The sequence below is a fragment of the Paenibacillus dendritiformis genome (genome assembly GCF_015845845.1).
Classification (GTDB): domain Bacteria; phylum Bacillota; class Bacilli; order Paenibacillales; family Paenibacillaceae; genus Paenibacillus_B; species Paenibacillus_B dendritiformis_C.
The window spans coordinates 15828-40987 of the sequence record NZ_LDIG01000080.1; the positions used below are offsets into that span (position 1 = coordinate 15828).

At 52.5% G+C, this 25160-nt stretch carries 19 protein-coding genes and 1 CRISPR repeat array; of the genes, 18 read left to right on the top strand and 1 reads right to left on the bottom strand.

The window, feature by feature from the left end:
* Positions 1-370 precede the first annotated feature (370 nt).
* Positions 371-1156, bottom strand: a complete 786-nt coding sequence (locus ABD76_RS05820; protein WP_197255055.1) for a DeoR/GlpR family DNA-binding transcription regulator — start codon at positions 1154-1156, stop codon at positions 371-373.
* A 336-nt stretch (positions 1157-1492) separates the two neighbouring features.
* On the opposite strand from ABD76_RS05820, the gene ABD76_RS05825 reads away from it, so the two are divergent.
* The 18 genes from ABD76_RS05825 to cas3 all read left to right on the top strand — a co-directional run bounded on the left by ABD76_RS05825 (position 1493) and on the right by cas3 (position 24910).
* On the top strand, positions 1493-2914 hold the full coding sequence (locus tag ABD76_RS05825) for an ABC transporter substrate-binding protein (protein ID WP_242069406.1): 1422 nt from the start codon (positions 1493-1495) through the stop codon (positions 2912-2914).
* A 64-nt stretch (positions 2915-2978) separates the two neighbouring features.
* Positions 2979-3944 (top strand): carbohydrate ABC transporter permease, encoded by a 966-nt coding sequence (locus ABD76_RS05830; protein WP_197255056.1) that lies wholly within the window; start codon positions 2979-2981, stop codon positions 3942-3944.
* Positions 3945-3954: 10 nt separating this feature from the next.
* Positions 3955-4776, top strand: a complete 822-nt coding sequence (locus ABD76_RS05835; protein ID WP_197255058.1) for a carbohydrate ABC transporter permease — start codon at positions 3955-3957, stop codon at positions 4774-4776.
* Positions 4777-4799: 23 nt separating this feature from the next.
* Entirely contained in the window at positions 4800-5948 is a 1149-nt protein-coding gene (locus ABD76_RS05840; RefSeq protein WP_197255060.1) for an ABC transporter ATP-binding protein, read from the top strand.
* The gene (locus ABD76_RS05845) at positions 5929-7026 is read left to right on the top strand and encodes an ABC transporter ATP-binding protein (protein ID WP_197255062.1); all 1098 of its coding nucleotides are present in this window, start codon (positions 5929-5931) and stop codon (positions 7024-7026) included. The genes ABD76_RS05840 and ABD76_RS05845 overlap by 20 nt, the downstream gene beginning before the upstream one ends.
* Positions 7027-7078: 52 nt before the next feature.
* Complete coding sequence (locus ABD76_RS05850; protein WP_197255064.1) at positions 7079-8185, top strand: MDR/zinc-dependent alcohol dehydrogenase-like family protein; 1107 nt, start codon at positions 7079-7081, stop codon at positions 8183-8185.
* Positions 8186-8240: 55 nt separating this feature from the next.
* A complete protein-coding gene (gene rpiB, locus ABD76_RS05855; protein ID WP_197255066.1) occupies positions 8241-8705 on the top strand; it encodes a ribose 5-phosphate isomerase B in 465 nt (154 codons plus the stop codon).
* Positions 8702-9706 (top strand): dihydroxyacetone kinase subunit DhaK, encoded by a 1005-nt coding sequence (locus ABD76_RS05860; RefSeq protein ID WP_197255067.1) that lies wholly within the window; start codon positions 8702-8704, stop codon positions 9704-9706. The genes rpiB and ABD76_RS05860 overlap by 4 nt, the downstream gene beginning before the upstream one ends.
* Before the next feature lie 12 nt (positions 9707-9718).
* A complete protein-coding gene (gene dhaL, locus ABD76_RS05865) occupies positions 9719-10429 on the top strand; it encodes a dihydroxyacetone kinase subunit DhaL (RefSeq protein WP_197255068.1) in 711 nt (236 codons plus the stop codon).
* 13 nt (positions 10430-10442) lie between these two features.
* Positions 10443-11366 carry a class II fructose-bisphosphatase gene (gene glpX / locus ABD76_RS05870; RefSeq protein ID WP_197255160.1) on the top strand — a complete coding sequence of 308 codons (924 nt, stop codon included), beginning with the start codon at positions 10443-10445 and terminating at the stop codon, positions 11364-11366.
* Between the two features lie 53 nt (positions 11367-11419).
* Entirely contained in the window at positions 11420-13444 is a 2025-nt protein-coding gene (gene tkt, locus ABD76_RS05875) for a transketolase (RefSeq protein ID WP_338125059.1), read from the top strand.
* A 152-nt stretch (positions 13445-13596) separates the two neighbouring features.
* Positions 13597-14304 carry a 5-oxoprolinase subunit PxpB gene (gene pxpB, locus ABD76_RS05880; protein WP_242069400.1) on the top strand — a complete coding sequence of 236 codons (708 nt, stop codon included), beginning with the start codon at positions 13597-13599 and terminating at the stop codon, positions 14302-14304.
* Entirely contained in the window at positions 14301-15278 is a 978-nt protein-coding gene (locus ABD76_RS05885; RefSeq protein WP_197255070.1) for a 5-oxoprolinase subunit C family protein, read from the top strand. Before pxpB ends, ABD76_RS05885 begins: the two co-directional genes overlap by 4 nt.
* An 11-nt stretch (positions 15279-15289) precedes the next feature.
* Positions 15290-16045, top strand: coding sequence for a 5-oxoprolinase subunit PxpA (gene pxpA, locus ABD76_RS05890; protein WP_197255071.1), 756 nt, complete (start codon positions 15290-15292; stop codon positions 16043-16045).
* A 402-nt stretch (positions 16046-16447) separates the two neighbouring features.
* A CRISPR array of direct repeats spans positions 16448-19026; the repeat unit is 32 nt; unit sequence GTCGCATCCTACGCGGATGCGTGGATTGAAAT.
* A gap of 283 nt (positions 19027-19309) precedes the next feature.
* On the top strand, positions 19310-19819 hold the full coding sequence (locus ABD76_RS05895; RefSeq protein WP_197255081.1) for a PH domain-containing protein: 510 nt from the start codon (positions 19310-19312) through the stop codon (positions 19817-19819).
* On the top strand, positions 19803-21287 hold the full coding sequence (locus ABD76_RS05900) for a PH domain-containing protein (RefSeq protein ID WP_197255087.1): 1485 nt from the start codon (positions 19803-19805) through the stop codon (positions 21285-21287). The genes ABD76_RS05895 and ABD76_RS05900 overlap by 17 nt, the downstream gene beginning before the upstream one ends.
* 93 nt (positions 21288-21380) lie before the next feature.
* The gene (locus ABD76_RS05905; RefSeq protein WP_197255088.1) at positions 21381-22337 is read left to right on the top strand and encodes a helix-turn-helix transcriptional regulator; all 957 of its coding nucleotides are present in this window, start codon (positions 21381-21383) and stop codon (positions 22335-22337) included.
* Positions 22338-22429: 92 nt separating this feature from the next.
* Positions 22430-24910 carry a CRISPR-associated helicase Cas3' gene (gene cas3, locus ABD76_RS05910; protein ID WP_197255089.1) on the top strand — a complete coding sequence of 827 codons (2481 nt, stop codon included), beginning with the start codon at positions 22430-22432 and terminating at the stop codon, positions 24908-24910.
* Positions 24911-25160 lie beyond the last annotated feature (250 nt).

The following is a 25160-nucleotide window of genomic DNA, read 5'->3' on the forward strand; positions in this document are numbered from 1 at the left end:
CTGCAAAAGTACATCATTTTTGCTTATTTTTACCTTTTGTCCATTGGCATGGCTTCAATTCCTGCAGTTTCGCAGCAATTTCGGGAGCGGAGGAAACATCACAAAGGAATACTGTATTTTCGCAGTATTGTCGGCAAGTCACCAAGTCGTGCTGCGAGAAGCGGGGGGCTGTCTCCAAGTAGTCAAAACTGCTTATGGGACAGCCCCTTGTTGCGATCCGGGCGACCCGGAACGAACCTGGAACGAACCCGGAACGATGCAACTGGATCCGGAGGCATGCCTGGCCGGGCATCTGAAGCGACCTCGAACATAAAAGGCGCGCCTCTTCATCACTCGTACCCGTTCAAGCAAAAACGGCCTCCGTTTCATTTCAATTCATATATACAGCCGGCGGGATGATGTCTACTTTTATTTTGTGCTGCTGTAATTGATCGATAAAGCCTTGCGGTGCGCGGGAATCCGTAATAATGGTTCCGATGTCCCGGGCGCTCGCGAACGAAGATATCGAGCGCTTGCCAAGCTTCGTGTGATCCAGAAGCCCGACGACTTGAGAGGAAGCCTGTACCATGGCCCGCTTCAGGTCAACTTCATAGACGTTGAAATCCATCATTCCGTCTTCCAATGTAAACCCGTGAGCGGAAGCATACATCGTATCAATATGAATCTGATTCAAAACGGAACTCCCCAACATGCCTTCCAGACCGACGGAACCGGCTCGGATGACACCGCCAACTACAATAACCGTAAAATTCGGATTTTCTTTCAGTTCGAGAGCCGAGTAGATGCCATTGGTGACGATGGTAAGGCGGATTGGCCTGCTTTTGAGAGCTTTGGCCATCTCCAGCGCAGTGGAACTTGCATCGAGCAGGATACACTGGCCGTCTTGCGGCAGCATGGCCGCTTTGCTTCCAATGGCCGATTTTTCTTCGTTATTTCGCTTCTCTCGCACGGCGAAGGCGGTATCCGTTTGCATGTCTTCTGCAATCATGGCGCCGCCATGTGTGCGATGCAACAATCCTTCCTCTTCCATCAATTGAAGATCGCTTCGCAACGTTGCCTCAGACACGTCAACGAGGCTGGACAATTCCTTCACCGTAGCGCGTTGCTTCTTTTTCAAGTACTCTAAAATTTTGCTTTTTCTTTCCGCAGGAAACATCTTCCCCAAGTGAGATCACCTTTTCAAGGTTGTTGTATTAACATGTGCCCATCATAACAAACAAAACAGAATTGTTCAAATGAAAGTGGGCTAAAATGAAAAGCGAAAACAAAAATAAATAATAAACAATTAAATACGAAAATAATAACAAAAATAAAATTGACAAAATGAAAATAAATGATAATATATGTGTGAATAAAACAAGAAATGAAGGTGAGGCTTCGGAAGAAAAGTTCAGGGAAACATGTCGATGTTTTGTAGCTTATTCTTATTTCTCGTCAATGAAAGTTGGACAACCGTTTCATTTCCAAGATCGGGGGAGTAGTCTTGAACAAAATGTTAAGAATGACGGGGCTCTGGTTGTTGGTGCTTGTCTTGTTCATGTCTGCCGCATGTTCTTCGGCGGGAGACAACGCAGGGACCGCGACGGCAAAGCCCCCTGAGGCCGGGAAGCGAGCCTTTGGCACAGAGTTCAGTTGGAAGCAATTCGAAGGCCATGAGATTCAAGTAATGCTGAACCAGCATCCGTATGCCGAAGCGATCATACAGAGACTATCCGAATTTGAAGCCAAGACGGGCATCACCGTGAAGTACTCCGTTACGCCGGAGGAGAACTATTTCGACAAGCTGACGACGGCATTGAATTCCCGCAACGGCAACCCGGATGTCTTCATGACGGGATCCTACCAATTGTGGGAATACGCTCCGGCGGATTATGTTCAACCCCTGGATGAATATCTGGAAGATAAGGAACTGACGGACCCGGATTACGCTCTCGATGATATCTACAAGGGAATTTTGGACGGCGTCCGCTGGGACCGGAAGCCGGGGCATCCTGTCGGAACGGGCAACTTGTGGGCGCTGCCGCTCGGCTTCGAAGCGAGTGTTTTGCTGTACAACAAGAAAGCGCTTGCTCATCAAAATTTGAAGCCGCCCGCAACATTCGATGAATTGATCGACACCGCCTCGCAATTGAACGGTTGGAACGGAGAAGGCTCATATGGCATCGCCGTTCGGGGCACCCGTTCCTGGGCCACGATCCATCCCGGCTATATGACCGCGTTCAGCCTGAACGGCGCGCAAGACTTCGCCGTTGAATCCGGGAAGCTGGTGTCCAGGCTGGACAGTCCCGAATCGATTGAGGTAACGAAGAAATTTGCGGAATTGGTGAACAAAGCAGGACCGAGGGATTGGACGAACTATACATGGTATCAAGTGTCCACCGATATCGGGGCGGGGAAAGCAGCCATGGCATTTGACGCGGATATTTTCGGTATATTCCAGGGGCAGGACGGCGCATCCGCGGAATCAGGCAATATCGCGTTCGCCCCGCCGCCCGCCATGAAGAGAGGGCAGGATGTGGGGGCGAATGAATGGATCTGGTCCATTGCCATGAACAGTTCCTCGAAGCGGAAGGAGGCGGCATGGCTCTTCATGCAGTATTTCTCCGGCAAAGAACACACGCTGTGGGGGGCGACCCAGGCGAGCGTCGTCAATCCGGTCCGTCAATCGGTATGGGACAATCCGGAGTTCATTGATCGTATTTCTGCATTCGAAGGTTACGAGGACACGTTCAAGAGCATTATTGATCACACATCGATCAAATTTACGCCGCAACCGGAATTCTTCAACACCACGACCGAATGGGCGGCTGCGCTTCAGGATATCGTTACGGGGCAAGCGCCGGCGGAAGAGCGGATGAAGAAGCTGGCTGAAGACATCAATAAGCGCGTAGCGAGGATTCGAACGGCAGAGTAAGCGAGGGGCATCAGCTCAGGGGGACAACTATCTTGCTTCTCATGCCATTGAAAGGAGGGCTCTCATGAGCTCGGTCGACAAAAATCGGGAGGCCCCGGCGGTGCCGATTGCCGATTCGGCAGAACGCAACAACGCTGCCGATGCGATCAACGTACCATGGAGAAGAAAAGCGCGCCCGTATTTCATTCTGGCGCCGGCGCTGCTTCTGACCATCGGCATTCTTATTCCTTTTTTTACATCCGTGTATTATTCGCTGACGAATTATTCGTTTAAATATCCGGATGCTTCCTTCATAGGATTGGAGAACTGGACGAGAATGTTCCGTGATCCGTCTTTCTGGCACAGCGTATCGGTGACCGGGCAGTATGCGTTTTTTGCCACCGCGATTGAAATGCTTCTTGGAATGGCGATTGCGCTGATGTTGAATCGGGACAATTTGTTGTCGCGGGCGCTGCGGATGGTGCTTATTTTCCCGTTAATGATTGCGCCGGTCGTGGCCACGCTCATCTGGCAGCTGATGACGAACTCTTCCGTAGGCGTGATCAGCCGCTGGCTCCGTGCCATTGGAGTGACCGATTTTTTGTGGGGGGCCGATCCGGCTACAGCCATGTTCTCTGTCGTCTTGATTGACGTATGGGTATATACGCCGTTCGTTATCATTCTCGTATTGGCCGGTCTTCGTTCCTTGCCCAAGGCGCCATTTGAGTCCGCGATGATAGACGGAGGTTCAGCGTGGTTCACCTTCAAGACATTGACATTGCCGATGATTAAGCCTCTGCTCTTCATTGCGCTGTTATTCCGCATGATGATATCGCTTCAGGAGTTCTCTATTATTTTCGCCTTAACCCGCGGCGGACCCGGCGATACGCTCATGACGCTGCCGCTTGCGGCTTATAATGAAGCGTTTATCTATAAGGAAATGGGGAGTTCCCTGCCCTATATGGTGATTCTGTGGATCTTCGTCTATGTGGCGAGCCATTGCATGATCCGTTATTGGAGCCGTGCGCAGCAACGGGCCTCTGGCAATTAGGAGGGTGACGATGGTAATAACAAATAAACTGACAAGCTTGTTGAAAAATTTAGCGCTCGTTCTCTATGCGGCATTTGCCCTGTTCCCCTTGTTGTGGATGCTGCTGATCTCGTTCAAGTTCGATCGGGAAATGTATGATACCGTATTCGTGTTTACGCCCACATTGGAAAATTACCGGATGCTTTTTTCAACGGGGGAGTACCTGGGTTACTTCGTGAATAACTTGATCGTCAGCGTAGGGGCGGTGCTGCTGTCCATCGCCGTCGGTGTACCGGCGGCATACGCTCTGGCGCGATTTGATTTCAGAGGCAAGGAGAATTTGGCCTTCACTTTTTTGTCCTTCCGCTTCGCGCCTGAACTGCTGGTCATTCTGCCGCTGTTCCTTATTTATCAGAAACTGGGACTGTATGATTCGTATTTCGGATTGATATGGGTGTATCAGCTCATCTCGCTTCCGTTCATCATCTGGATTCTGAGAGGGTACTTCGAGGATATCTCGCCGGAGATCGAGCATGCGGGTAGAGTGGACGGGTATTCTTGGGGACACGTCTTCATGAAGATCATGATGCCGCTAGTCAAGCCGGGGATGGTGGCTGCCGGACTCCTGTCCTTCATTTTTGTCTGGAACAACTTTACATTTGCGCTGCTTCTCGCGGGCCAGGGAATCGTCACTTCGACGGTGGCTTCATTAAAGTATATTTCTTCGGATACGGTTCACTACGGGCAAATGGCGGCCGCCGTTACCTTGTCCGCATTGCCTGAGGTGATTCTGGCGCTGCTCATTCAGAAGCATCTGGTTCGCGGACTGAGCATGGGAGCCGTCAAGGGGTGAGAATCTTGCGAGGGGGGAGACGGATGTCGGATATTTCACTAGCAAATATTACGATGAATTATAAAGGGAAGGCGGCTTTGAACAATGTATCGCTTGAGGTGAAGGATAAAGAGTTCTTTGTCGTATTCGGTCCGGCCGGAGCAGGCAAGACGACACTGTTAAATGTGATCGCCGGGATTGTCCTGCCGAGCGAAGGAGTTGTCCGCATGAACGGCAAGGTTATCAATGCGCTGGAACCGGAAGAACGCAATGTAGCCATGGTATTCGAAAACTATGCGTTGTATCCGCACTTGACGGTGTTCGATAATTTGGCTTCTCCCTTGCGCAGCCCCAAATCCCGCCAGCCGGATAGCGTGATCCGGGAGGAGGTTCGGCGCGTGGCGCGTATTCTGCGGATCGACGGGCTGCTGGACAGGCTTCCGTCGGAGCTCTCGAACGGTCAACAGCAGCGGGTGTCGCTGGGGCGGGCTCTCGTACGGAAGCCGGAGGTCTTCTTGATGGACGAGCCGTTGACGCATCTGGACGCCAAGCTGCGCCATCAGATGCGGGCCGAGTTCAAGGAGATGCAGCAAAGCTTGAATACAACCGTCATTTACGTAACGCATGACTATCTCGAAGCGCTTAGTCTCGGTGATCGGATAGCGGTCATTCATCAGGGCCGAATCGAACAAATCGGCAAGCCCGATGATATCTACTGCCGGCCGGCCACGGAATATGTGGCGGAGGCATTCGGCGAACCGGAGATCAATCTGTTGGATGCGGATATTATACGGAGACCCGAAGGCGCTTATCTGAATCTCCTCGGGGACAACAACCACTTCTCCGTTCCGGATGACGTGTTAGAGCGGATAGATCAGGCGGGTTGCCCGGTTGTCCGCGTAGGCTTTCGCCCCAGAGATATCTCCTTCTCCTTCGAAGAAAATCCGGAAGGATCGCTTGAAGCCCGAATCTACAGCTTCGAACCTCTGGGCGCGAAGGCGATACTAACCGTTGAACGGAACGGCCGGCGGATACGACTGACCGCCCCGGCTGATCTGGAATGTTCGATGGATGAGCCGATCTATCTGACATTCAACACAACGGAGGCTCTGTTCTTCGATTCAAATACGGGCCGCTTCCTTGGACGCTCTGGCGAGAAAGGGGGCCGCAAGGATGGCGGAGCTCATCATTAAAGATTTGTGCAAGATGTACACCAAAAATAAAAAACAGGTGCACGCGGTCCGAACGCTCAATCTGGTCTGCCGCGACGGAGAATTCATTGCCCTGCTCGGTCCTTCAGGCTGCGGCAAATCAACCACATTGCGTATGATTGCGGGCTTGGAGAACCTCTCGTCAGGGGACATTATTATCGGAGGCAAATCGGTCAGCCGTTTGCATCCAAGCAAGCGCAATGTCGGTCTGGCGTTCGAAAATTATGCGCTGTATCCACCGTTGACCATTTACGAGAATATAGCCTTTAATCTGCGAGCCCGCAAACTGCCGGAAAGTCAAATCAGGCAGGAGGTTAGCCAGATCGCGGAGCTGCTCCATATTACGGATCTCCTGCCCATGAAGCCATCCGCATTATCCGGCGGCCAGAAGCAGCGGGTCAATATTGCGAGGGCCATCGTCAGACGTCCCGGAGTACTGCTGCTCGACGAGCCGTTATCTCATCTCGACCGCAAGATGCGTCAGACCATGCGGACGGAAATCAAGCGGCTTCATACGGAAATGAAGACAACGAGCATTATCGTCACCCACGATCAATCGGAGGCGATGGCCTTGGCCGATCGGATCGCTATTATTAATGAAGGAGTGCTTCAACAGTATGGTACCCCTCTGGAAGTATACAACCGCCCCGTCAATGAATTTGTTGCCGGATTCATCGGGGAGCCGCCGATGAACTTGTTCCATGTGAAGACGGTGCAATTGCAGGATAGGCTTCAGTTCCAGATCGAAGATTCCGGGCTGGTGTTTCCTGTTCCTGACAAATATATCCAGCGGGTGAGGGCGTCCCAGAACTATCGCCTCGGCATTCGTCCGACCGATATCTGCCCGGTTGACGGGAACTCTCCTTGCACATTGTCAGCCAAGGTAAGCATCTTTGAGCCTCTGGGCGAGGAGAACCGCATTCATATCCGAATTCGCGAGCAATTGCTTAGTGTGAGTACTATGCAGGATACCGTTTATCGGCCAGGGGACGAGATTAGGCTGTTATTCCGGGAGGATCGCATCCATCTATTCGATCCGCAATCGGGTAACCGAATCTGAAGCAGGTCTTCTGACGGACTCGGATCATGCGAATCTAAGGGGGAGAACCAAGATGATGAACGAATGGGTTCAGACGTTGGAAGGGAAAGTCGCCATTCCAAAGACAATGAGAGCCATTGTCGCTTATGCGCCTGGCGATTATCGGCTGGAAGAAGTGCCGGTTCCCGAGATTGGAGAAGGCGAGATTCTGCTCAAAGTAGAAGCCTGCGGGATATGCGCAGGGGATCTGAAGGCATTTGAAGGGGCTCCGAGCTTCTGGGGGGACGAGACTCAGCCCGCTTACATTAAGGCGCCGATGATACCGGGACATGAATTCATCGGCCATGTGGCAGCGCTTGGACCCGGGGTAGAGGGGTTTGCCATAGGCAACAGAGTCATATCCGAACAGATTGTGCCTTGCTGGAAGTGCCGCTTCTGCAAGCGGGGGCAGTATTGGATGTGCGAGAAGCATGATTTGTACGGCTTCCAGAACAATGTGAATGGCGCTATGGCCGAGTATATGAAGCTGCCGAAGGAAGCGATCAATTACAAGGTTCCTGCGAATCTTCCATTGGAGAAGGCGATTTTGATTGAACCATTTGCCTGCTCGTACCATGCGGTGCAGCGCGCACAGATTCAGTTGGGGGATATCGTCGTGTTGGCCGGAGCCGGAACGCTTGGGTTGGGGATGATCGGCGCGATTAAGAAATCGGGTCCAGGAAAGCTGATCGTTCTTGATTTGTTCGATGATCGGCTGCGATTGGCCAAGCAGTTCGGTGCCGATCTCGTGTTGAATCCGAGCAAGGACGATGTTGCGTACATCGTGAAGGAACTGACCGGCGGGTATGGATGCGACATCTATATTGAAGCTACCGGCGCTCAAAAGTCGGTAGAACAAGGACTCTCCCTGATTCGCAAGCTCGGCCGATTCGTGGAATTCAGCGTGTTCACCGACCCCGTAACCGTAGACTGGAGCATTATCAGCGACCGCAAAGAACTGGATGTGCTCGGTTCGCATCTGGGGCCGTACTGCTACGAGCCTGTCATTAAGGGCATTGCCAACGGGGATCTTCCCACGGAGGGCATCGTCACGCATCAACTTCCGCTGGAACAGTTCAAGCGCGGATTCCAGCTGGTGAAGAGCGGATCGCACTCGTTGAAAGTCGTACTTATCCCCTAGTCAGCGAAGAAAACCCGATTCCCATCATGAATCATGAACAGAAAGGAGTATGGCCATGAAAATCGGATTAGGTTCTGACCATAATGCGTATGCGATGAAAGAAGAAATCAAGGCGTATGTGCAAACGCTCGGTTACGAAGTGCTTGATTACGGGTGCGGGTCTTGCGCGGAGGTGGACTACCCGGACGTTGCCTTCCGGGTTGCCGGCGATATTCTCTCCAACAAGATCGCGAGAGGAATCTTGATATGCGGGACGGGCATTGGTGTTGCCATCGCCGCAGGGAAAGTTCCCGGTATTCGCGCTGCCTTGTGTCATGACACTTATTCAGCGGAACGGGCAAAAAAGAGTAATGATGCGCAGATCATCACAATGGGCGCGAAGGTTATCGGCGTTGAGCTGGCCAAGCAGATCGTCACAGTATATCTGCAATCGGAGTTTACCGGCGGCAATTCGGCGAGAAAGATTCAGCAGATTATCGATAAAGAGCAGGATTTCCTGAAAGGGGCTGCATGTCATTGAAGAAATTGATTAACGCTCCGAATGATGTCGTCGAGGAAATGATTGCAGGCTTTGCCGCGGCTCATCCGCAATATATCCGACGGCTTCCGGAGCATCCGCGTTCGATCGTCAAGGCGAAGGAAACCGCGGAAGGCAAGGTTGGGATACTCATTGGCGGGGGAGCCGGCCATGAGCCTGCGTTCATGGGCTATGTCGGGGACGGGATGGCGGATGGCGTGGCGGTAGGCAATATTTTTGCTTCTCCGCCGCCCGATCCGATTCTGGAGGCCGCCAAGGCGCTTGATAAGGGTGAAGGGGTCGTATTTATTTACGGGAACTATGCGGGCGATGTAATGAACTTCGGCATGGCGGCGGAATTGGCCGCCCTTGAGTACGGTATTCCGGTAGGGGTGGTGATCGTAACGGATGATGTCGCCTCCGCCCCGACGGAAGAACGCGATCATCGCCGCGGCATTGCAGGGGAGTTTTTGGTGACGAAGGTAGCAGGGGCTGCTGCGGCCAAAGGATATTCATTGGATGAAGTGGTCAGCGTGTCGAAGAAGGCGAATGCGCGGACTCGAAGCATGGGAGTGGGTCTGTCTCCGTGTTATTTGCCCCAGACGGGACAGCCCAGCTTCGAACTGGAAGCGGACGAGATGGAGATTGGCCTTGGCCATCACGGGGAACCGGGAATCGAGAAAGGGCCGCTGCAAACGGCTGATCGGGTAGCTGAACGTCTCGTTCATGATATTCTGGCGGATATGCCGCTCGAGCCAGGAGCCCGGACTGCCGTTCTTGTAAACGGACTCGGTTCAACGACGCGAATGGAGTTGTATATCGTGTTCCGGAGAGTCGAGCAATTGATGTCGGATAGAGGAATTATCATTCACCGTTCTTACGTAGGCGATTACAGCACATCTCTGGAGATGGGAGGGTGTTCGGTTACGGTGTTGCATTTGGATGACGAGCTGGAAGAATTGATCGATTACCCAGCCGATTGCCCCATGTATGTGCAGAAGTGAGGAGGTTCTGTCATGAACATGACGGCGGATGATTTGAAGAGGTATCTGACCCATGTCATCGCTGTAATGGAAGAGAATAAGGATTACTTGTCCGAGTTAGATCGGAAGCTGGGCGACGGCGACCATGGGGTAACCATGTCGATCGGTTGGCAGGCTATCGGCGAACAATTGCGCGGCGCACTGAAGGATGAACAGGATTGCGCCAAGATCTGTACTGTTGCGGGACGCACGTTCCTCTCCGCGGTAGGTTCTTCCGTGGGACCTCTGTATGCTATGGGGTTTCTGCGGGGCGCGAAGGTCATTCAGAATGTTGCGGTGCTGCGCGACGAGGAACTGGTTCGTTTTTGGGTCGCTTTCATGGAAGGAATCAAGGAGCGAGGGAAGGCGGATATCGGCGACAAAACGATGATCGATACGCTGGGGCCAGCGCTCACCGTGCTGCAGATCCGTTACCGGACGACGGGCGAGTTCAGGGCTGCATTCTCCGACGCGGTAGCGGCGGGGAGACGCGGAATGGAGGCGACCAAGGACATGCTGTCGAGAAAAGGAAGGTCGAGCCGGCTTGGGGAGCGTTCTCTGGGTATTCAAGATCCGGGAGCAACATCCGCTTTTCTGATTCTTCGCGCGTTCCTGGACACGATAAATGCCCAGGTTGAATCGCAAGCCGCTATTCCCATACGTGAGGGAGTGTGTACCATTGATAACGAATGCGGAACGCAGTGATGTGACGGGCCAAATGTACATGGATTTTCTGGCGGTTACACAACAGGCAGCCATCGCCGCCTCCCTCTGGATAGGCAAGGGACGCAAGCAGGAGGCAGACGAAGCGGGCACTGCAGCGATGAGGGAGAACATGAACCGGATCGGCATGCGGGGCCGGATCGTGATCGGCGAAGGGGAGATGGATGAGGCGCCGATGCTCTATATTGGGGAACAGCTTGGCACCGGGCAAGGGCCTGAAGTCGATATTGCCGTAGATCCTGTCGAGGGCACGAGCTTGATGGCGAAGGGACAAGACAACGCTATTGCCGCCATCGCCGCTTCTTCTGGAGGCAGCCTGCTGCATGCTCCTGATATGTATATGAAGAAATTGGCGGTAGGGCCGCAGGCGGCAGGCCGCGTTCATTTAGACTGGCCCATGTCGGAGAATGTGCTCTCCGTGGCCGATGCGCTTGGCAAAAAGGTGTCCGAGGTCACGGTTATGATTCAGGACCGCCCCAGACATGAGCGGTTGATTCGCGAGGTGTTGGATACGGGAGCCAGAGTCCGATTATTTTCCGATGGCGACGTGACCGGAGCTATTGCGACAGCGCTTGAAGAATGCAGTGTGGACATGCTGGCGGGAACGGGTGGGGCGCCGGAAGGCGTGCTTGCCGCCGCGGCGTTGAGATGCCTCGGAGGCGATTTCCAGGCTCAACTTCTCCCGCAACATGAAGGAGAAGTTGAGCGATGTATACAGATGGGGCTGCCTAAGCCCGGAACAATCCTGACTCTCGACGATATGGTACGATCGGACGACTGTCTGTTCGTCGCTACAGGCATCACGGATGGCATGCTTTTGCAAGGAGTGCGACGGAGGAACGGAGCCGCGCTGACTCATTCTTTTATCGCCTACAGGGGCAGCCATGCGAGGTACCAATTCATTGAATCTTATCATTAAGCTGGATGCGGCCTCGCGATTCGCAGAGATCACAGGCCGGGAAGGAGGCGCGTGTGCCACAGAGAGGAATAGACATTGACGAGCGGTGCGTGAACACGATTCGAACATTAGCGCTCGATGCCATCGAGAAGGCGGGATCGGGACATCCCGGCATGCCGATGGGGGCGGCCCCGATGGCATATGCGCTGTGGAGCCGTTTCATGAGCGTCAGCCCTGCGAATCCGGAATGGTTTAACCGGGATCGTTTCATTCTATCTGCCGGACATGGTTCGATGCTCTTATACAGTATTTTGCATTTATTCGGCTATGACTTATCCCTGGAGGAATTAAGACAGTTCCGCCAATGGGGAAGCAGGACGCCCGGTCACCCCGAATACGGCCATACCCCTGGAGTAGAGGCGACAACGGGACCTCTGGGCCAAGGCATTGCGATGGCAGTTGGGATGGCCATGGCTGAGCGGCATTTGGCGGCTGTGTACAACCGGGACGGATTTCCGGTCATTAATCACTATACGTACAGCATCTGCGGAGATGGCGATCTGATGGAGGGCGTGGCGGCGGAAGCGGCTTCGCTGGCTGGACACCTGAAGCTGGGCCGCCTGGTCGTCATGTATGATTCCAACGATATATCGCTGGACGGGGAACTCTCGAAGTCGTTCACCGAGGATGTGGCAGGACGCTTCCGTGCCTGCGGCTGGCAGGTGATTCGGGTCGATGACGGGAACGATCTCGAAGCGATTGCCCAGGCATTGGCCGAAGCCAGAGCCCACGCGGAGCAACCATCATTAATCGAGGTGAAAACGGTTATTGGCTACGGATCGCCTAATAAGGGAGGCAAGTCGGATGCGCATGGCGCTCCATTAGGCCCGGATGAGGTCAGGTTGGTCAAGCAGCGGTATGACTGGCCTGCAGATGCCGAGTTTTATATTCCGGAGGAGGTGAGGGCCCATTTCCTTGAGCTGCGAATGGAGGGAGAACGCGCGGAACGGCAATGGAATGAGCTGTTCACCCAGTATGCGAATGCCTATCCGTCCCTCGCGGCACAACTGCAATTGGCGATGAACGGAGACCTGCCTCCGGGGTGGGAGATCATGGTCCCCGTGTATCGCGCAGGGGAAGATAAGCTGGCGACGCGCGCTTCCGGAAGCGAGACGCTGCAAGCACTGGCCAGCCGCGTTCCTCAACTGCTGGGGGGTTCCGCCGACCTAGCATCGTCGAACAAGACATTGCTTCGAGGCGAAGCGGACTTCAGCCCGGATGACTACAGCGGCCGCAACATCTGGTTCGGCGTGCGCGAATTTGCTATGGGCGCCGCGTTGAATGGAATGGCTTTACATGGCGGCGTCAAGGTGTTCGGAGCTACGTTCTTCGTCTTCTCCGATTACTTGCGCCCGGCGATTCGTTTGTCCGCGCTCATGAAGCTGCCTGTCGTGTATGTGTTCACCCACGACAGTATCGCGGTCGGCGAAGACGGGCCGACTCACGAACCGATCGAGCACTTGGCTTCCTTGCGCGCCATGCCGGATCTGTCCGTCTACCGTCCCGCAGACGGCAATGAGACGGCTGCCGCTTGGAAGCTGGCGCTGAGCAGCAAGGATCGCCCCTCTGTGCTCGTGCTTACACGGCAGGAGCTGCCTACGATTGTTGATCACGTAACTGCCGATGAAGGAGTAAGGCGCGGAGCTTATGTCCTGGCTCAAGCGGCGGGGGAGCCTCACGGCCTATTATTGGCTTCCGGTTCCGAGGTGAGTCTGGCGCTTGATGCCCGGAAGGCGTTGGCGGCCAGAGGATGGCATGTGGCGGTCGTCAGCATGCCGAGTTGGGATCGATTCGAGCAGCAACCGGACGATTACAAAGAAACGGTGCTGCCCGCCCAGGTCAAGGTGCGACTGGCCATAGAAATGGGCAGCTCCTTGGGCTGGAGCCGTTATACCGGTCCAGAGGGGAGCGTGCTCGCGATCGATCGGTTCGGCGCATCGGCTCCTGCAGACCGATTGCTTCAGGAATATGGGTTTACCGTCGATAATGTGGTGTCCGAATTCGAGAAGCTGCTTCGAAAAAGCGTCCCGGATCTTTGACCAGACGGGCATTTTTATCAAGATGAATGAGTACGTAATAGAAAGACGAAGGTCTGGCGTAAATTGCACCTTCGTCTTTTTTTTGGTATGACATAGTTGAGAGATGTATGGAATGGGTATTCATATTCACGGCATTTATGGGAGATGAGAGAATGCACGTCGAGGAGGGAGCGGGGATGCATTTTTATCCGCTTGGAGATGCCGCGGTCGTGGTGGAATTCGATACGGTCATCGGGCCGGCATCTCATGAACAAGTCCGATTGTTGTCGCTATATCTCGATCATCATCCGATTCCGGGAATGATCGAATATGTCCCCGCTTTTACCACGGTAACGGTATTTTACGATCCTGTAGTACTGCGGTATGAAGAGGCGAAAGCCAAGCTGGAAAGGGCCGTAGAACAGACGGCGGATATGCGGCTTGATGAGAAAGCACGCGCTGTCGAAATTCCGGTATGCTACGGCGGGGAATTCGGTCCCGATCTGGAGGATGTCGCCGCGCATAACCATCTGACGCCAGATGAGGTTGTGCGCATTCACAGTAGCGCCGAGTACCTGGTCTACATGATTGGGTTTGCGCCAGGTTTTCCGTATCTTGGCGGCATGCCGGAGCGCATTGCCGCACCGAGGCGATCTTCGCCGCGCTTGGCGATTCCGGCGGGCTCGGTCGGAATTGCCGGGAAGCAGACGGGGGTCTATCCCATTGTCACGCCAGGCGGCTGGCAGTTGATCGGCCGGACGCCGGTTCCGTTATTTCGCCCGGATATGACCCCTCCGACCTTGCTAAGGGCAGGGGATACGATACGCTTCGTCCCGATAACTGAGAAGGAATACGATTGCTGGGAGGAGCATGCGATTTGAGCATCCGGGTTGAGACGGCAGGCCTGCTTACGACGGTACAGGATAGCGGGCGCTTCGGATTCCAGAAATGCGGCGTGCTGGCGAGCGGCGCCATGGATGCGGTGGCGCTCAGACTGGCCAATCTTCTGGCAGGCAATCAGGAAGGGGCGGCGGCTCTGGAGATTACGCTATTAGGGCCTAAGCTTGTATTCGAAAAGGCGGCAGTGATTGCCCTGGCGGGCGGGAATTTGTCCCCTGTCGTGGACGGTGTGTCCCTTCCGCTATGGCGGCCTATCTATATACCGGCCGGCAAGACGCTCACCTTCGGCAGGGCGGTGTACGGTTGCCGGATCTATCTTGCGGTCGCAGGCGGGATTCATGTTCCCGAAGTGATGGGTAGCCGCAGTACGTATTTGCGGGCCGGCATGGGCGGATTTCGCGGCCGGGCGCTTCAAGCGGGCGATGTGCTGGAGACGGGAGCGTCAATGTTATGGCGGGACATGGCTTCAGACGAAGCCGTCGTGCTTCCGTGGGGGGCCAGTCATGAGCTTCGTCCGGCCTATCAGGACAATCCGGTGCTGCGCGTGGTGCGAGGACCGGAATATCATCGCTTCGATGAAGAGAGCAGACGGAAGCTCTGGGCGGAGCAATTCCGCGTCATGCCTCAATCGGATCGGATGGGATACCGGCTGGAAGGCGTGCCGTTGGCAGTAGCAGAGCCACTGGACATGGTCTCGTCAGCCGTTGGCGCGGGCACGATTCAGGTGCCGCCGGAAGGCAAACCGATCGTGCTGCTGGCCGACCGGCAGACGGCTGGCGGATATCCGCGTATCGCGCACGTGATTAGCGTAGATCTGCCGCTGATAGCCCAGGTGAAGCCGGGTGGACAGATACGGTTCGAAGAGGTTTCTCTGGAGGAAGCACAGGAGTTATATGTGATGCGGGAGCACAGCATCGCTCAATTCAGGCAGGGGCTGGCCCTGCAAGCCCGTTAGGAGGGATTCGCGTGTACAAGATAGACATCAACTGCGATATGGGAGAAAGCTTCGGCGCCTATCGGATGGGGACGGATGAAGAGATTTTGCCGTTCGTCACCTCGGCGAATATCGCCTGCGGCTTTCATGCCGGCGATCCGTCGGTCATGAGGAAGACGGTGGCCGCGGCGCTTGCGCACGGGGCTGCCATCGGGGCGCATCCGGGACTGCCTGATCTGGCAGGCTTCGGCCGCCGCAATCTCGACATCACTCCGGAGGAAGCCTATGACATTGTCGTGTATCAGGTTGGCGCATTATTCGGATTCGTCAAGGCAGCAGGCGGGAACATGCGGCATGTCAAGCCGCACGGCGCCCTGTACAACATGGCCGCTTCCCGTCGGCCATTGGCTGATGCGATCGCCCGCGCGGTCTATGACATTGACCCGGAGCTCATCCTGTTCGGCCTGTCGGGCAGTGAATTGGTCCGAGCGGGGCAGGCCGCGGGGCTTCGAACCGCGCATGAAGTATTTGCCGACCGGACGTATCAGGAGGACGGTTCATTGACCTCGCGCCGGGAAGCCCATGCGCTGCTTACGGACACAGAGCAAGCGGTGCAGCAAGTTGTTCGCATGGTGCGAGAAGGCGTTGTCCGCTCTGTGCAGGGCCATGACGTGGCGATTCAGGCCGATACGGTCTGCATTCACGGCGACGGCGCGCATGCGCTGGCCTTTGCCCGCAGCCTGCGGGAGCGGTTGGAACAGGCGGGTATTGCGGTTCAGCCTGTGTAGTTGAGAGGGAACTGGATGGGGGAGTTGTGATGACCTCGTTCGAGCGGTTGGAAATGGTTCGGTAACATGTTGAGCAATGACCCTGTAAGATGCGCATTAATGCGCGAGTGATGAATTGTTGTATATACGGACTCGAAAGGCACTATATTATGAAACTGCAAAATGTGGTAACTTATAGATAATAGATTTAACGATAGAGACCCCCAAGTTCTAGTGCGAATGTATAGTGCACATGAATTTCCCGGGGGATTCGCACCATGAAATTACTATATTATAGGAAGAATCCATATTATGGTTTGTGGCAAAGGTGAGAAACGACCTACTTTAGATTGATTCTATAGCTAATTTGATTTATTTAATCATAACAAGAGCGAAAAATGATTGGAACAATCATTTTTCGCTGTCGCATCCTACGCGGATGCGTGGATTGAAATGATAGCGCTCAAGTCCGACCCTAGAAAGATGTATCCGTCGCATCCTACGCGGATGCGTGGATTGAAATACCGAAACTTGATGAAACTCATCGACCCGAAAGGGGTCGCATCCTACGCGGATGCGTGGATTGAAATGTAGTCCAGTCGAGGAGGTGATTTTATTTACGGACAGTCGCATCCTACGCGGATGCGTGGATTGAAATAATTCAGATATCCCCTTTCGGATTTTAATTAGGCAGTCGCATCCTACGCGGATGCGTGGATTGAAATAATCGCTGTCAGCATATCGCCTAGCAAGTCATACACGTCGCATCCTACGCGGATGCGTGGATTGAAATGTTCGTGTCCTTGACTCGGTTCAGGGCCGTCGCCAGGTCGCATCCTACGCGGATGCGTGGATTGAAATTTTGGGTACCGTGGCACCCGGTAAAGCTGCTGCTGGTCGCATCCTACGCGGATGCGTGGATTGAAATATTGCCCCTCGATAAGTGCAATACCCGCGTCTGTGTCGCATCCTACGCGGATGCGTGGATTGAAATAATCCGTGCGGGCATATCGACATTGGCAACATAGTCGCATCCTACGCGGATGCGTGGATTGAAATCCGCATCAGTGCCCCGGGTACTGTGTCCCGGTCTATCGTCGCATCCTACGCGGATGCGTGGATTGAAATTGATTAGGGGTGATGATCATGAGGCTGGACCAATGGTCGCATCCTACGCGGATGCGTGGATTGAAATACACCCAACGATGAAACAGGCGCTTATTCCGGCTGTCGCATCCTACGCGGATGCGTGGATTGAAATACGATCGACGTATGCGCGAATGAACAAAATCACAAGGTCGCATCCTACGCGGATGCGTGGATTGAAATACGATCGACGTATGCGCGAATGAACAAAATCACAAGGTCGCATCCTACGCGGATGCGTGGATTGAAATACGATCGACGTATGCGCGAATGAACAAAATCACAAGGTCGCATCCTACGCGGATGCGTGGATTGAAATAAACGGTGTGATTACTAGACTATATGGCAGTGGTGTCGCATCCTACGCGGATGCGTGGATTGAAATATTTTCTTTAATGGATTATTTATCGTATGTACGGGTCGCATCCTACGCGGATGCGTGGATTGAAATCGCTGCGCGTTTTGTGGCAATCAATGAGCACATCGGTAGTCGCATCCTACGCGGATGCGTGGATTGAAATTTCGAATTTCGTCACTTTGCTATATTGGTCGCCATGTCGCATCCTACGCGGATGCGTGGATTGAAATTTGTACATCAGGTACCCGCCGCCTATTGTCAGGAGCGTCGCATCCTACGCGGATGCGTGGATTGAAATATACAAAGCGACTATGCCAATTACCTCATGGGGGGTCGCATCCTACGCGGATGCGTGGATTGAAATGCTACATAACCGCCCGTTTTGCGGATTGTCGGCGTCGCATCCTACGCGGATGCGTGGATTGAAATATTTTCTGGATTAGTTTATCTATCCTAGCCATGGTCGCATCCTACGCGGATGCGTGGATTGAAATATTACTCAATCACCCCCAATATGTCATCTGCTTTAGTCGCATCCTACGCGGATGCGTGGATTGAAATCAAAGTACCCGATGAGGTGCGATAAACTGTCATTTGTCGCATCCTACGCGGATGCGTGGATTGAAATATGCATGCGCGCTACCAATAATACGACTACCACAGTCGCATCCTACGCGGATGCGTGGATTGAAATCTACCTCCCGCCGGCTTATTTGAGAGGGGGCCGCAGCGTCGCATCCTACGCGGATGCGTGGATTGAAATCCGTATAGGCTAACGTGTTTGGCTACGTAAAGGACAGTCGCATCCTACGCGGATGCGTGGATTGAAATAATCCGTCCTATGACCGTATCGACCAGACCGAGCGTCGCATCCTACGCGGATGCGTGGATTGAAATGCGAATAGACCGGATACGGATTTCGAGTGGATGACCGTCGCATCCTACGCGGATGCGTGGATTGAAATTGGTGGTGGGCCATGGATTATGCCCAAGATGGTGTCGCATCCTACGCGGATGCGTGGATTGAAATAATAAGGAATGTTATGCGATCACATACGGCGGCGTCGCATCCTACGCGGATGCGTGGATTGAAATGTCTCACGCTGTTTCTCGGTGCATTTCCTCGAACTCGTCGCATCCTACGCGGATGCGTGGATTGAAATGAGAATCCCTCCGTCTGGCCGCTCGCCAATTGCCGTCGCATCCTACGCGGATGCGTGGATTGAAATAAGTCCATATTCCCGTTCGTAGCGTAGTTGCATTTGGGTCGCATCCTACGCGGATGCGTGGATTGAAATCTTGTCGTAGGTTCCTAGTAGGATGGCTCCATGGTCGCATCCTACGCGGATGCGTGGATTGAAATAAAGAAGAGCATGTCTTCGTTGATGAAGAGGACGCGTCGCATCCTACGCGGATGCGTGGATTGAAATCGTGCGCCGACGCTGGATACCGCCATGCCCGACTGGGTCGCATCCTACGCGGATGCGTGGATAGAGGACGAAGAAACTTACCAAAATAGTAAGCATTGTGGCATTCTACTCGCATTCGTGGACCTCTCCAAGCAGTTCAAGCGCACATTTGAGCGTCGCATCCTGCACGGGCACGTAGAAAACATATGAAACCTAAGAAGCATCTATCCCCCTTATCAAAAGATAATGCGGGGGCAGGATGCTTGTCTTTTTTTTGTGGAACACTTGTTCCCTGACAGGCCGTTGTCACTTTCTTCAACCATAATAGAATTTATAGTATCAGTACGAAGGAAGGTGAGGATGTACGCAGCTATGAATACGACAGTTAGCGAGCAGCAACAACTGCATCCAAATGTGGTGCCATATTGGCGAATTTATCGGCTTTTCTCTGCATTGAAGCGGACTGCGCTGGCAAGCATCCCGATCATCGTTTATTTGATGTGGTTGCCCCAATGGAAGTGGATCCTATATGTTGATGCGGCCTATCTCTTGTTTCATTGGAGCAAAGACGTATTCTATATCATATATGGAGTTCGGTTCAGCTATGCCCGAAGAAGTTACGTCCTGACAACGGATGAGATTGTGATTCGGTGGGGCAGCATATGGTCCGTCAATTCATCGGTTATTCCGCTTAGCCGTGTTCAGCATGTAGATATTGATCAGGACGTCATCCAGAAAAAGCTGGGCATATCTGAAGTCGTTATCGTAACGGCAGGTGATGCGACTGGCATCGTCGGTTTATTGGAAGATGATGCGAATAAACTGCGGCGGCAGGTCATTGAACTGGCGAAGATAGGTGAGACTGATGCGTACAATCCATAGACAGCATCCGATCAAGATTGCCGTACATTTGTATCGAACGATCCGCTATATGATCATCCCCTATACTCTCTTGCTATTCAGGGAGATCAAGGCCGGCACAGGTCAACAGCCTTATTGGGTATATGGGGTAGCTGTCGTCATTGGTCTATCTATCTTGCTGTGGTCTATTATTTCCTGGTGGAAAGACACTTATCAGATCGGGGACTCTGAGATCGTCATTCAAAGAGGAGCGCTTATCACCACCCAACGAACAATTCCGCTGGAGCGAATAACGAATATATCGGTAGAACAGACTTGGACCGATCGGCTAGTAGGTTCGGCGACTGCCGAATTGCACACTTCAGATTCGAACGAAGAGGCGGATGCCAGGTTCGTGTTGACTCAACGCAACGCAGACATGCTCCTTGCCAGAATTAATCGACCCGTGTCGCGTGTCTCGAACCAAGCAAAGCCGAATTGGGTACTTGAACCCAAGGATATTTTGATGAGGGCGATTAGTTCCAATTCGTTCTGGCTGGGGGTTCCCCTATGTCTCACTATCGTAACGTATGTATGGGATTGGGTTGAACCAAGCACGGAAGAAGAAGTAAGCGTGGTCCGTTTTTTTCAAGATGAAAGATGGAAAGAATTATTGACGACGGAGCTTATACCCGTTCTGCTTGCGCTTCTTGGCATTATTGCCTTGTGCGTATTCACGTCCTGGTTGCTGTCTCTGGTCATGATGCAGATTCGCTATAACCAATGGACCGTTATCCGAGACAGTGACTATATTCATATCCAGTATGGATGGTATGAGAGGAAATCAATCTCCCTCCGGACTGCGAAGATTCAGTCGATCCGGGTCAAGGAGCAGTTGTTCAGTCGTTATTTTGGTTATGTGTCCATCTGGATGGATTGCGTTGGGTATGCAGGGGAAAAGAAGGTGAAGCTTCTGCTGCCCGCGGTCCACAGGTCAGAGATGCATGCTGCATTGAAGCGGCTGTTGCCCGAATTTACAATCGTGAAGCCTCAGCGCCATTTAGCGGCGGGAAAGGCGATGTATTTTGTGTGGCTTCCGGTCATTGCGGTAAGCCTTGTCATCTTAGTCTCCACATTTTTTTCTCTGTGGGCATGGTTGACGTTTCCGTTCGCGGCAGCAATATATTGGCGAGGAAGCCGAAAATATTCGGGAACGCTATGGGAAGTTCATGGGAATCAATGTGTGATCGCGAAGCCGGGTCTTACGCGAACTACAGTCTATGTACAGCGCCAAGCGATCCAATCGATAACCTGTCGTCAAACTTGGATCCAACGCATATTTGGCATTTTCCAGATTGAACTCGTGATAGATTCGCCATCCAAAGCGAAGGAATACGTATTTACCGGCGCATCCCAAGAGGATGTACAGCAGCTTTTACATTGGTATAAAAATAGAGGTAATTCCAAATGCCCATACATTGTTAACGAAGAAAAGGGTTGTTTAGTCTGATTTTTTTGCAGAAGCAGGCAGGAAGACCTATAGATGTTGTCGAATATCCAATATTTATAGGATATGATGATAGCATCTGGAGGAGAGTCAAAGATGTCCGATAGAATGATACGGCTGCTGAAAATGGTCATAGCCATACAGGCGAATCCTGGCATATCGGCGCAGGAGCTGGCCGACAAATGTGAGGCTTCCGAGCGGACCATATATCGGGATTTGCGAACGCTAGATCTCGTCGTGCCTATAACGAATGATGGATACGGAACAGGGTATCGCTTTATAGGCAACTTCGCGATGTATCCGCTTAATTTTACAGAAGAAGAGGAGATGGTCTTCTCTGTCCTCCCTTCCATGGTGGACAAAAGCAAGCTGTCTCCTCTGTTCGATTCGGCATACGACAAAGTCATGGCGACGCATGCCAAGGAGAAGCAGAAGCGCAGGGAAGCAATGGAGAACTTCACAAATCTAATACAGATGGGGACGCCTGCTTACAAGGCAGAGCGAGATAGTCCAAATTACCTACTCCCTGTGATGGAAGCGATTATAGCGGAGAAGACAATCCGTGCAGTATACCATACCCAAAGCCGCAATACAATTACAGAGCGCGAGATCGATCCGTACTGTCTTGTGCCTCGCGAGCAACGCTTCTACTTAATCGGGTATTGTCATCGGAAGCAGGACATTTTAATGTTCCGCATGAGCCGGTTTCATCGCGTCGAAATAACGACTAAAAGTTTCGACAAAGGCGATTTCGACATCCACCACTATATGAAGCATACCTGGTCGGTCCATCGGGGCGACTCGCTTATTACGTTCAAGATCAAATTTCAGCCCGATGTGGCCAGATATATTAAGGAAGAGGAGATGTTCGTGCGCCCCAAAATGACGGACTTGCCCGACGGAAGCTTATTGTTCGAGGCGACAGTCAACCATGAGCAAGGCTTCCTGAATTGGCTCGCCCAGTATGGCCCGTCTGCCGAAATTCTGGAGCCGCTTTCGATAAGGAAGCAGTTCATCGAGCGACTACGGCGTTGGATGGAGGTGTATAACTAAGTCAGCATTCGAAATAAATAAGTTCCCTGACATTTAGTTGTCATCATGTGTGCGGTACAGTAACTACGAGCATTGTAAAAAGGGGTGCTGAAATGCGATCGATTGCTCATATTCGCATGAGCGATGAGAAGGTACAGACTGTGGAACGGCATTTGCTGGAAGTGAAGACGCTGGCGGAAGAATACGGCAAGAAATTGAATATTCCTCATGTGACCGGGCTGGCGGGAATGCTTCATGATATGGGGAAATATACGGAGAAGTTCAGGACATACATATTGGCGGCTGCGAGCGGAGCCGAGGACCGGCTGCGCCGGGGGGATGTTGATCATTCTACGGCCGGAGGACGGTTGCTTTATGATCGTTTTCATGCGGATGCGAAAGCGCCTTATAAAGCGATTTTGGCTGAGGTTGTAGGCAATGCGATTATTTCGCATCATTCCTATTTGCATGATTTTCTGGATCCGGATTTGGAATCTCCTTACTTGAGACGGGTTGCTTACAAAAAGTTGGAGGAGTTTGATCAGAGCGTTGAAGCCTTTTTTACACATGTCATGAGCGAGCAGGAGTTCCAGGGATATGTGGATCAGGCGGCTGTGGAAGTGGAACAATTTCTGGCCAGAGTGCCTGCCAAGAGTATGGAACTGAAGCTGATGTTCCTGACCAAGTTCGTGTTCAGTGCCTTGATCGATGCCGACCGGACGAACACGCGCTGGTTTGAGATGGGAGAGCCGGACGAGCCGGAACAGAACGTGATGGCATTGTTTCAAGGATACTATGACAAGTTGATGGCGCAACTTCGTTCTTTCGAGGAAAATAAAGACGCAGATACGCCAATTGCGCGGTTGCGGAGCGAAATGTCCGAGTTATGCGAACATTTTGCCTTGAAGCCGTCTTCTATTTATACACTGTCGATACCGACCGGTGGCGGCAAGACGCTGGCTAGCTTGAGATATGCTTTGAAGCATGCGTTAACCTTTGGCAAACAGCGGATTATCTATGTTGTCCCGTTTACAACAATTATTGAGCAGAATGCAGCCACGGTGCGCAAAATATTGCAGGACGATGCGAATATTTTGGAGCATCACTCCAACGTCGTGGAAGTAGAGATGGAGGAAGACGACGAGGAGCAGGACGGGCTGGCGCTGACGGCGCGGCAAAAGGCGAACCTGGCTAAAGACAACTGGGATTCGCCGATCATTTTTACGACGATGGTGCAATTCCTGAACGTGTTTTTCGCCCATGGAAGCAGGAATATACGGAGACTACATAACTTGTGTGATGCAGTCATTATATTTGACGAAGTACAGAAGGTCCCTACGCATTGTATTTCCCTATTCAATCAGGCGCTGAACTTTTTGAAGGAGTATGGGGGCTCCAGTATCGTGCTGTGCACGGCGACGCAGCCAGCGCTGCAGTTCGTGGAGCAGAAGCTTGACATCGGGGCGGACACCGAGATGATACAGGATATTAATCGCGTAATCGATGCCTTTAAGCGTGTCGAGTTGGTAGATCAAGCTACCGACAAGGCCTGGAGTACGGAAGACTTGGCAGACTTTGTCCGGGATGCCGTTCAGGAAGCGGGAAATATGCTTGTTATTTTGAATACGAAATCGGTCGTCAAGGCGCTGTATGGACGATTGCAAGCGATGCAGGAACAAGGCCAGTTCGGCTCGGATGGGAAAATACATTTGTATCATTTGAGCACGTCGATGTGTCCCGCTCACCGGGTTGCGATTTTGGACAAGGTCAGGGCGCATCTTGAAGCAGAGGAAAAAGTGATTTGCGTCAGCACGCAGTTGATTGAAGCCGGAGTAGATGTCAGCTTCGAGTGCGTCATACGCTCCCTGGCCGGACTGGATTCGATCGCGCAAGCGGCGGGACGATGCAATCGCCACGGGAAGGATAAGGTCCGGAACGTCTACATTATCGACCACGCGGAAGAGAATCTGAAGCATTTGAAGGAGATTCAAATCGGCAAGGAACTGACACGCACGATGCTTGTCGATTTGAAGCGGGATGCGGCGGCGCATGGAGGTCAGTTATTGTCGAAGCAGGCGATGGAGTATTATTTCCAACGATTTTATATGAAGCTGGAAGCGGACTTGAATTATTTTGTCCCTAAGCTTCGCAAAGATATGACAGTCTTGTTGTATGCCGGCCGGATGGAAGCGGACAGCTACTTTCAGGCTTATCATCAGGACAGGAAAAAGAAAGGGGAGAAAAACACATGGCTGCCGCTGTTCCTTGCCAACAGTTACGGTACGGCTGCGCAACATTTTCACGTTATTGACGATCATACGCGCTCTGTCATTGTTCCATATGGAGAGGGAGGCAAGGAAGTCATAGCCGAACTGAACGGGGGCGGGAGCATTGATGATCTGACGCGCTTGCTCAAACGGGCGCAGCAGTTCACGGTCAATTTGTTTGAACACGATCTCCGTGAGTTGGATCGCGGCGGCGGGCTGGAGAGTTGTCTCGACGGGAAAGTGCTTGTATTGAAGGAGGGGGCCTACAGCGAGCATTTTGGAGTCGACCTGAAAAATGATAGCGTCATGAGTTTTTTAAGTTTTTAAATAGAGAAAGCCTATCGTTTGAAGATAGGCTTCTAATAAAATACTATATTTTTCAATCCGCGCTATCACAGCGACAACTAATTATAGCATAACCAAGGTCATATCTATAATAGATGTGTTAATTTAATTATACTTCATGCAATAACAGTTACAAAATGTTCATATAATATTTTATTAGATGGGATTGTTATTTCTTGTAGGAGAAGGTAGAATGAAGTTGTAGTTGAAGGGGAATTGTGGAAAGGAGGCG

Excerpts from the sequence above, each read along its gene's own strand:
- glpX (WP_197255160.1), top strand. The coding sequence starts at position 10,443 with ATGTACATGGATTTTCTGGCGGTTACACAACAGGCAGCCATCGCCGCC.
- ABD76_RS05830 (WP_197255056.1), top strand. The coding sequence starts at position 2,979 with ATGAGCTCGGTCGACAAAAATCGGGAGGCCCCGGCGGTGCCGATTGCC.
- ABD76_RS05900 (WP_197255087.1), top strand. The coding sequence starts at position 19,803 with ATGCGTACAATCCATAGACAGCATCCGATCAAGATTGCCGTACATTTG.
- dhaL (WP_197255068.1), top strand. The coding sequence starts at position 9,719 with ATGAACATGACGGCGGATGATTTGAAGAGGTATCTGACCCATGTCATC.
- ABD76_RS05825 (WP_242069406.1), top strand. The coding sequence starts at position 1,493 with ATGTTAAGAATGACGGGGCTCTGGTTGTTGGTGCTTGTCTTGTTCATG.
- cas3 (WP_197255089.1), top strand. The coding sequence starts at position 22,430 with ATGCGATCGATTGCTCATATTCGCATGAGCGATGAGAAGGTACAGACT.
- ABD76_RS05820 (WP_197255055.1), bottom strand. The coding sequence starts at position 1,156 with ATGTTTCCTGCGGAAAGAAAAAGCAAAATTTTAGAGTACTTGAAAAAG.
- rpiB (WP_197255066.1), top strand. The coding sequence starts at position 8,241 with ATGAAAATCGGATTAGGTTCTGACCATAATGCGTATGCGATGAAAGAA.
- ABD76_RS05850 (WP_197255064.1), top strand. The coding sequence starts at position 7,079 with ATGATGAACGAATGGGTTCAGACGTTGGAAGGGAAAGTCGCCATTCCA.
- ABD76_RS05845 (WP_197255062.1), top strand. The coding sequence starts at position 5,929 with ATGGCGGAGCTCATCATTAAAGATTTGTGCAAGATGTACACCAAAAAT.
- ABD76_RS05905 (WP_197255088.1), top strand. The coding sequence starts at position 21,381 with ATGTCCGATAGAATGATACGGCTGCTGAAAATGGTCATAGCCATACAG.
- pxpB (WP_242069400.1), top strand. The coding sequence starts at position 13,597 with ATGCACGTCGAGGAGGGAGCGGGGATGCATTTTTATCCGCTTGGAGAT.
- ABD76_RS05835 (WP_197255058.1), top strand. The coding sequence starts at position 3,955 with ATGGTAATAACAAATAAACTGACAAGCTTGTTGAAAAATTTAGCGCTC.
- ABD76_RS05840 (WP_197255060.1), top strand. The coding sequence starts at position 4,800 with ATGTCGGATATTTCACTAGCAAATATTACGATGAATTATAAAGGGAAG.
- ABD76_RS05895 (WP_197255081.1), top strand. The coding sequence starts at position 19,310 with ATGAATACGACAGTTAGCGAGCAGCAACAACTGCATCCAAATGTGGTG.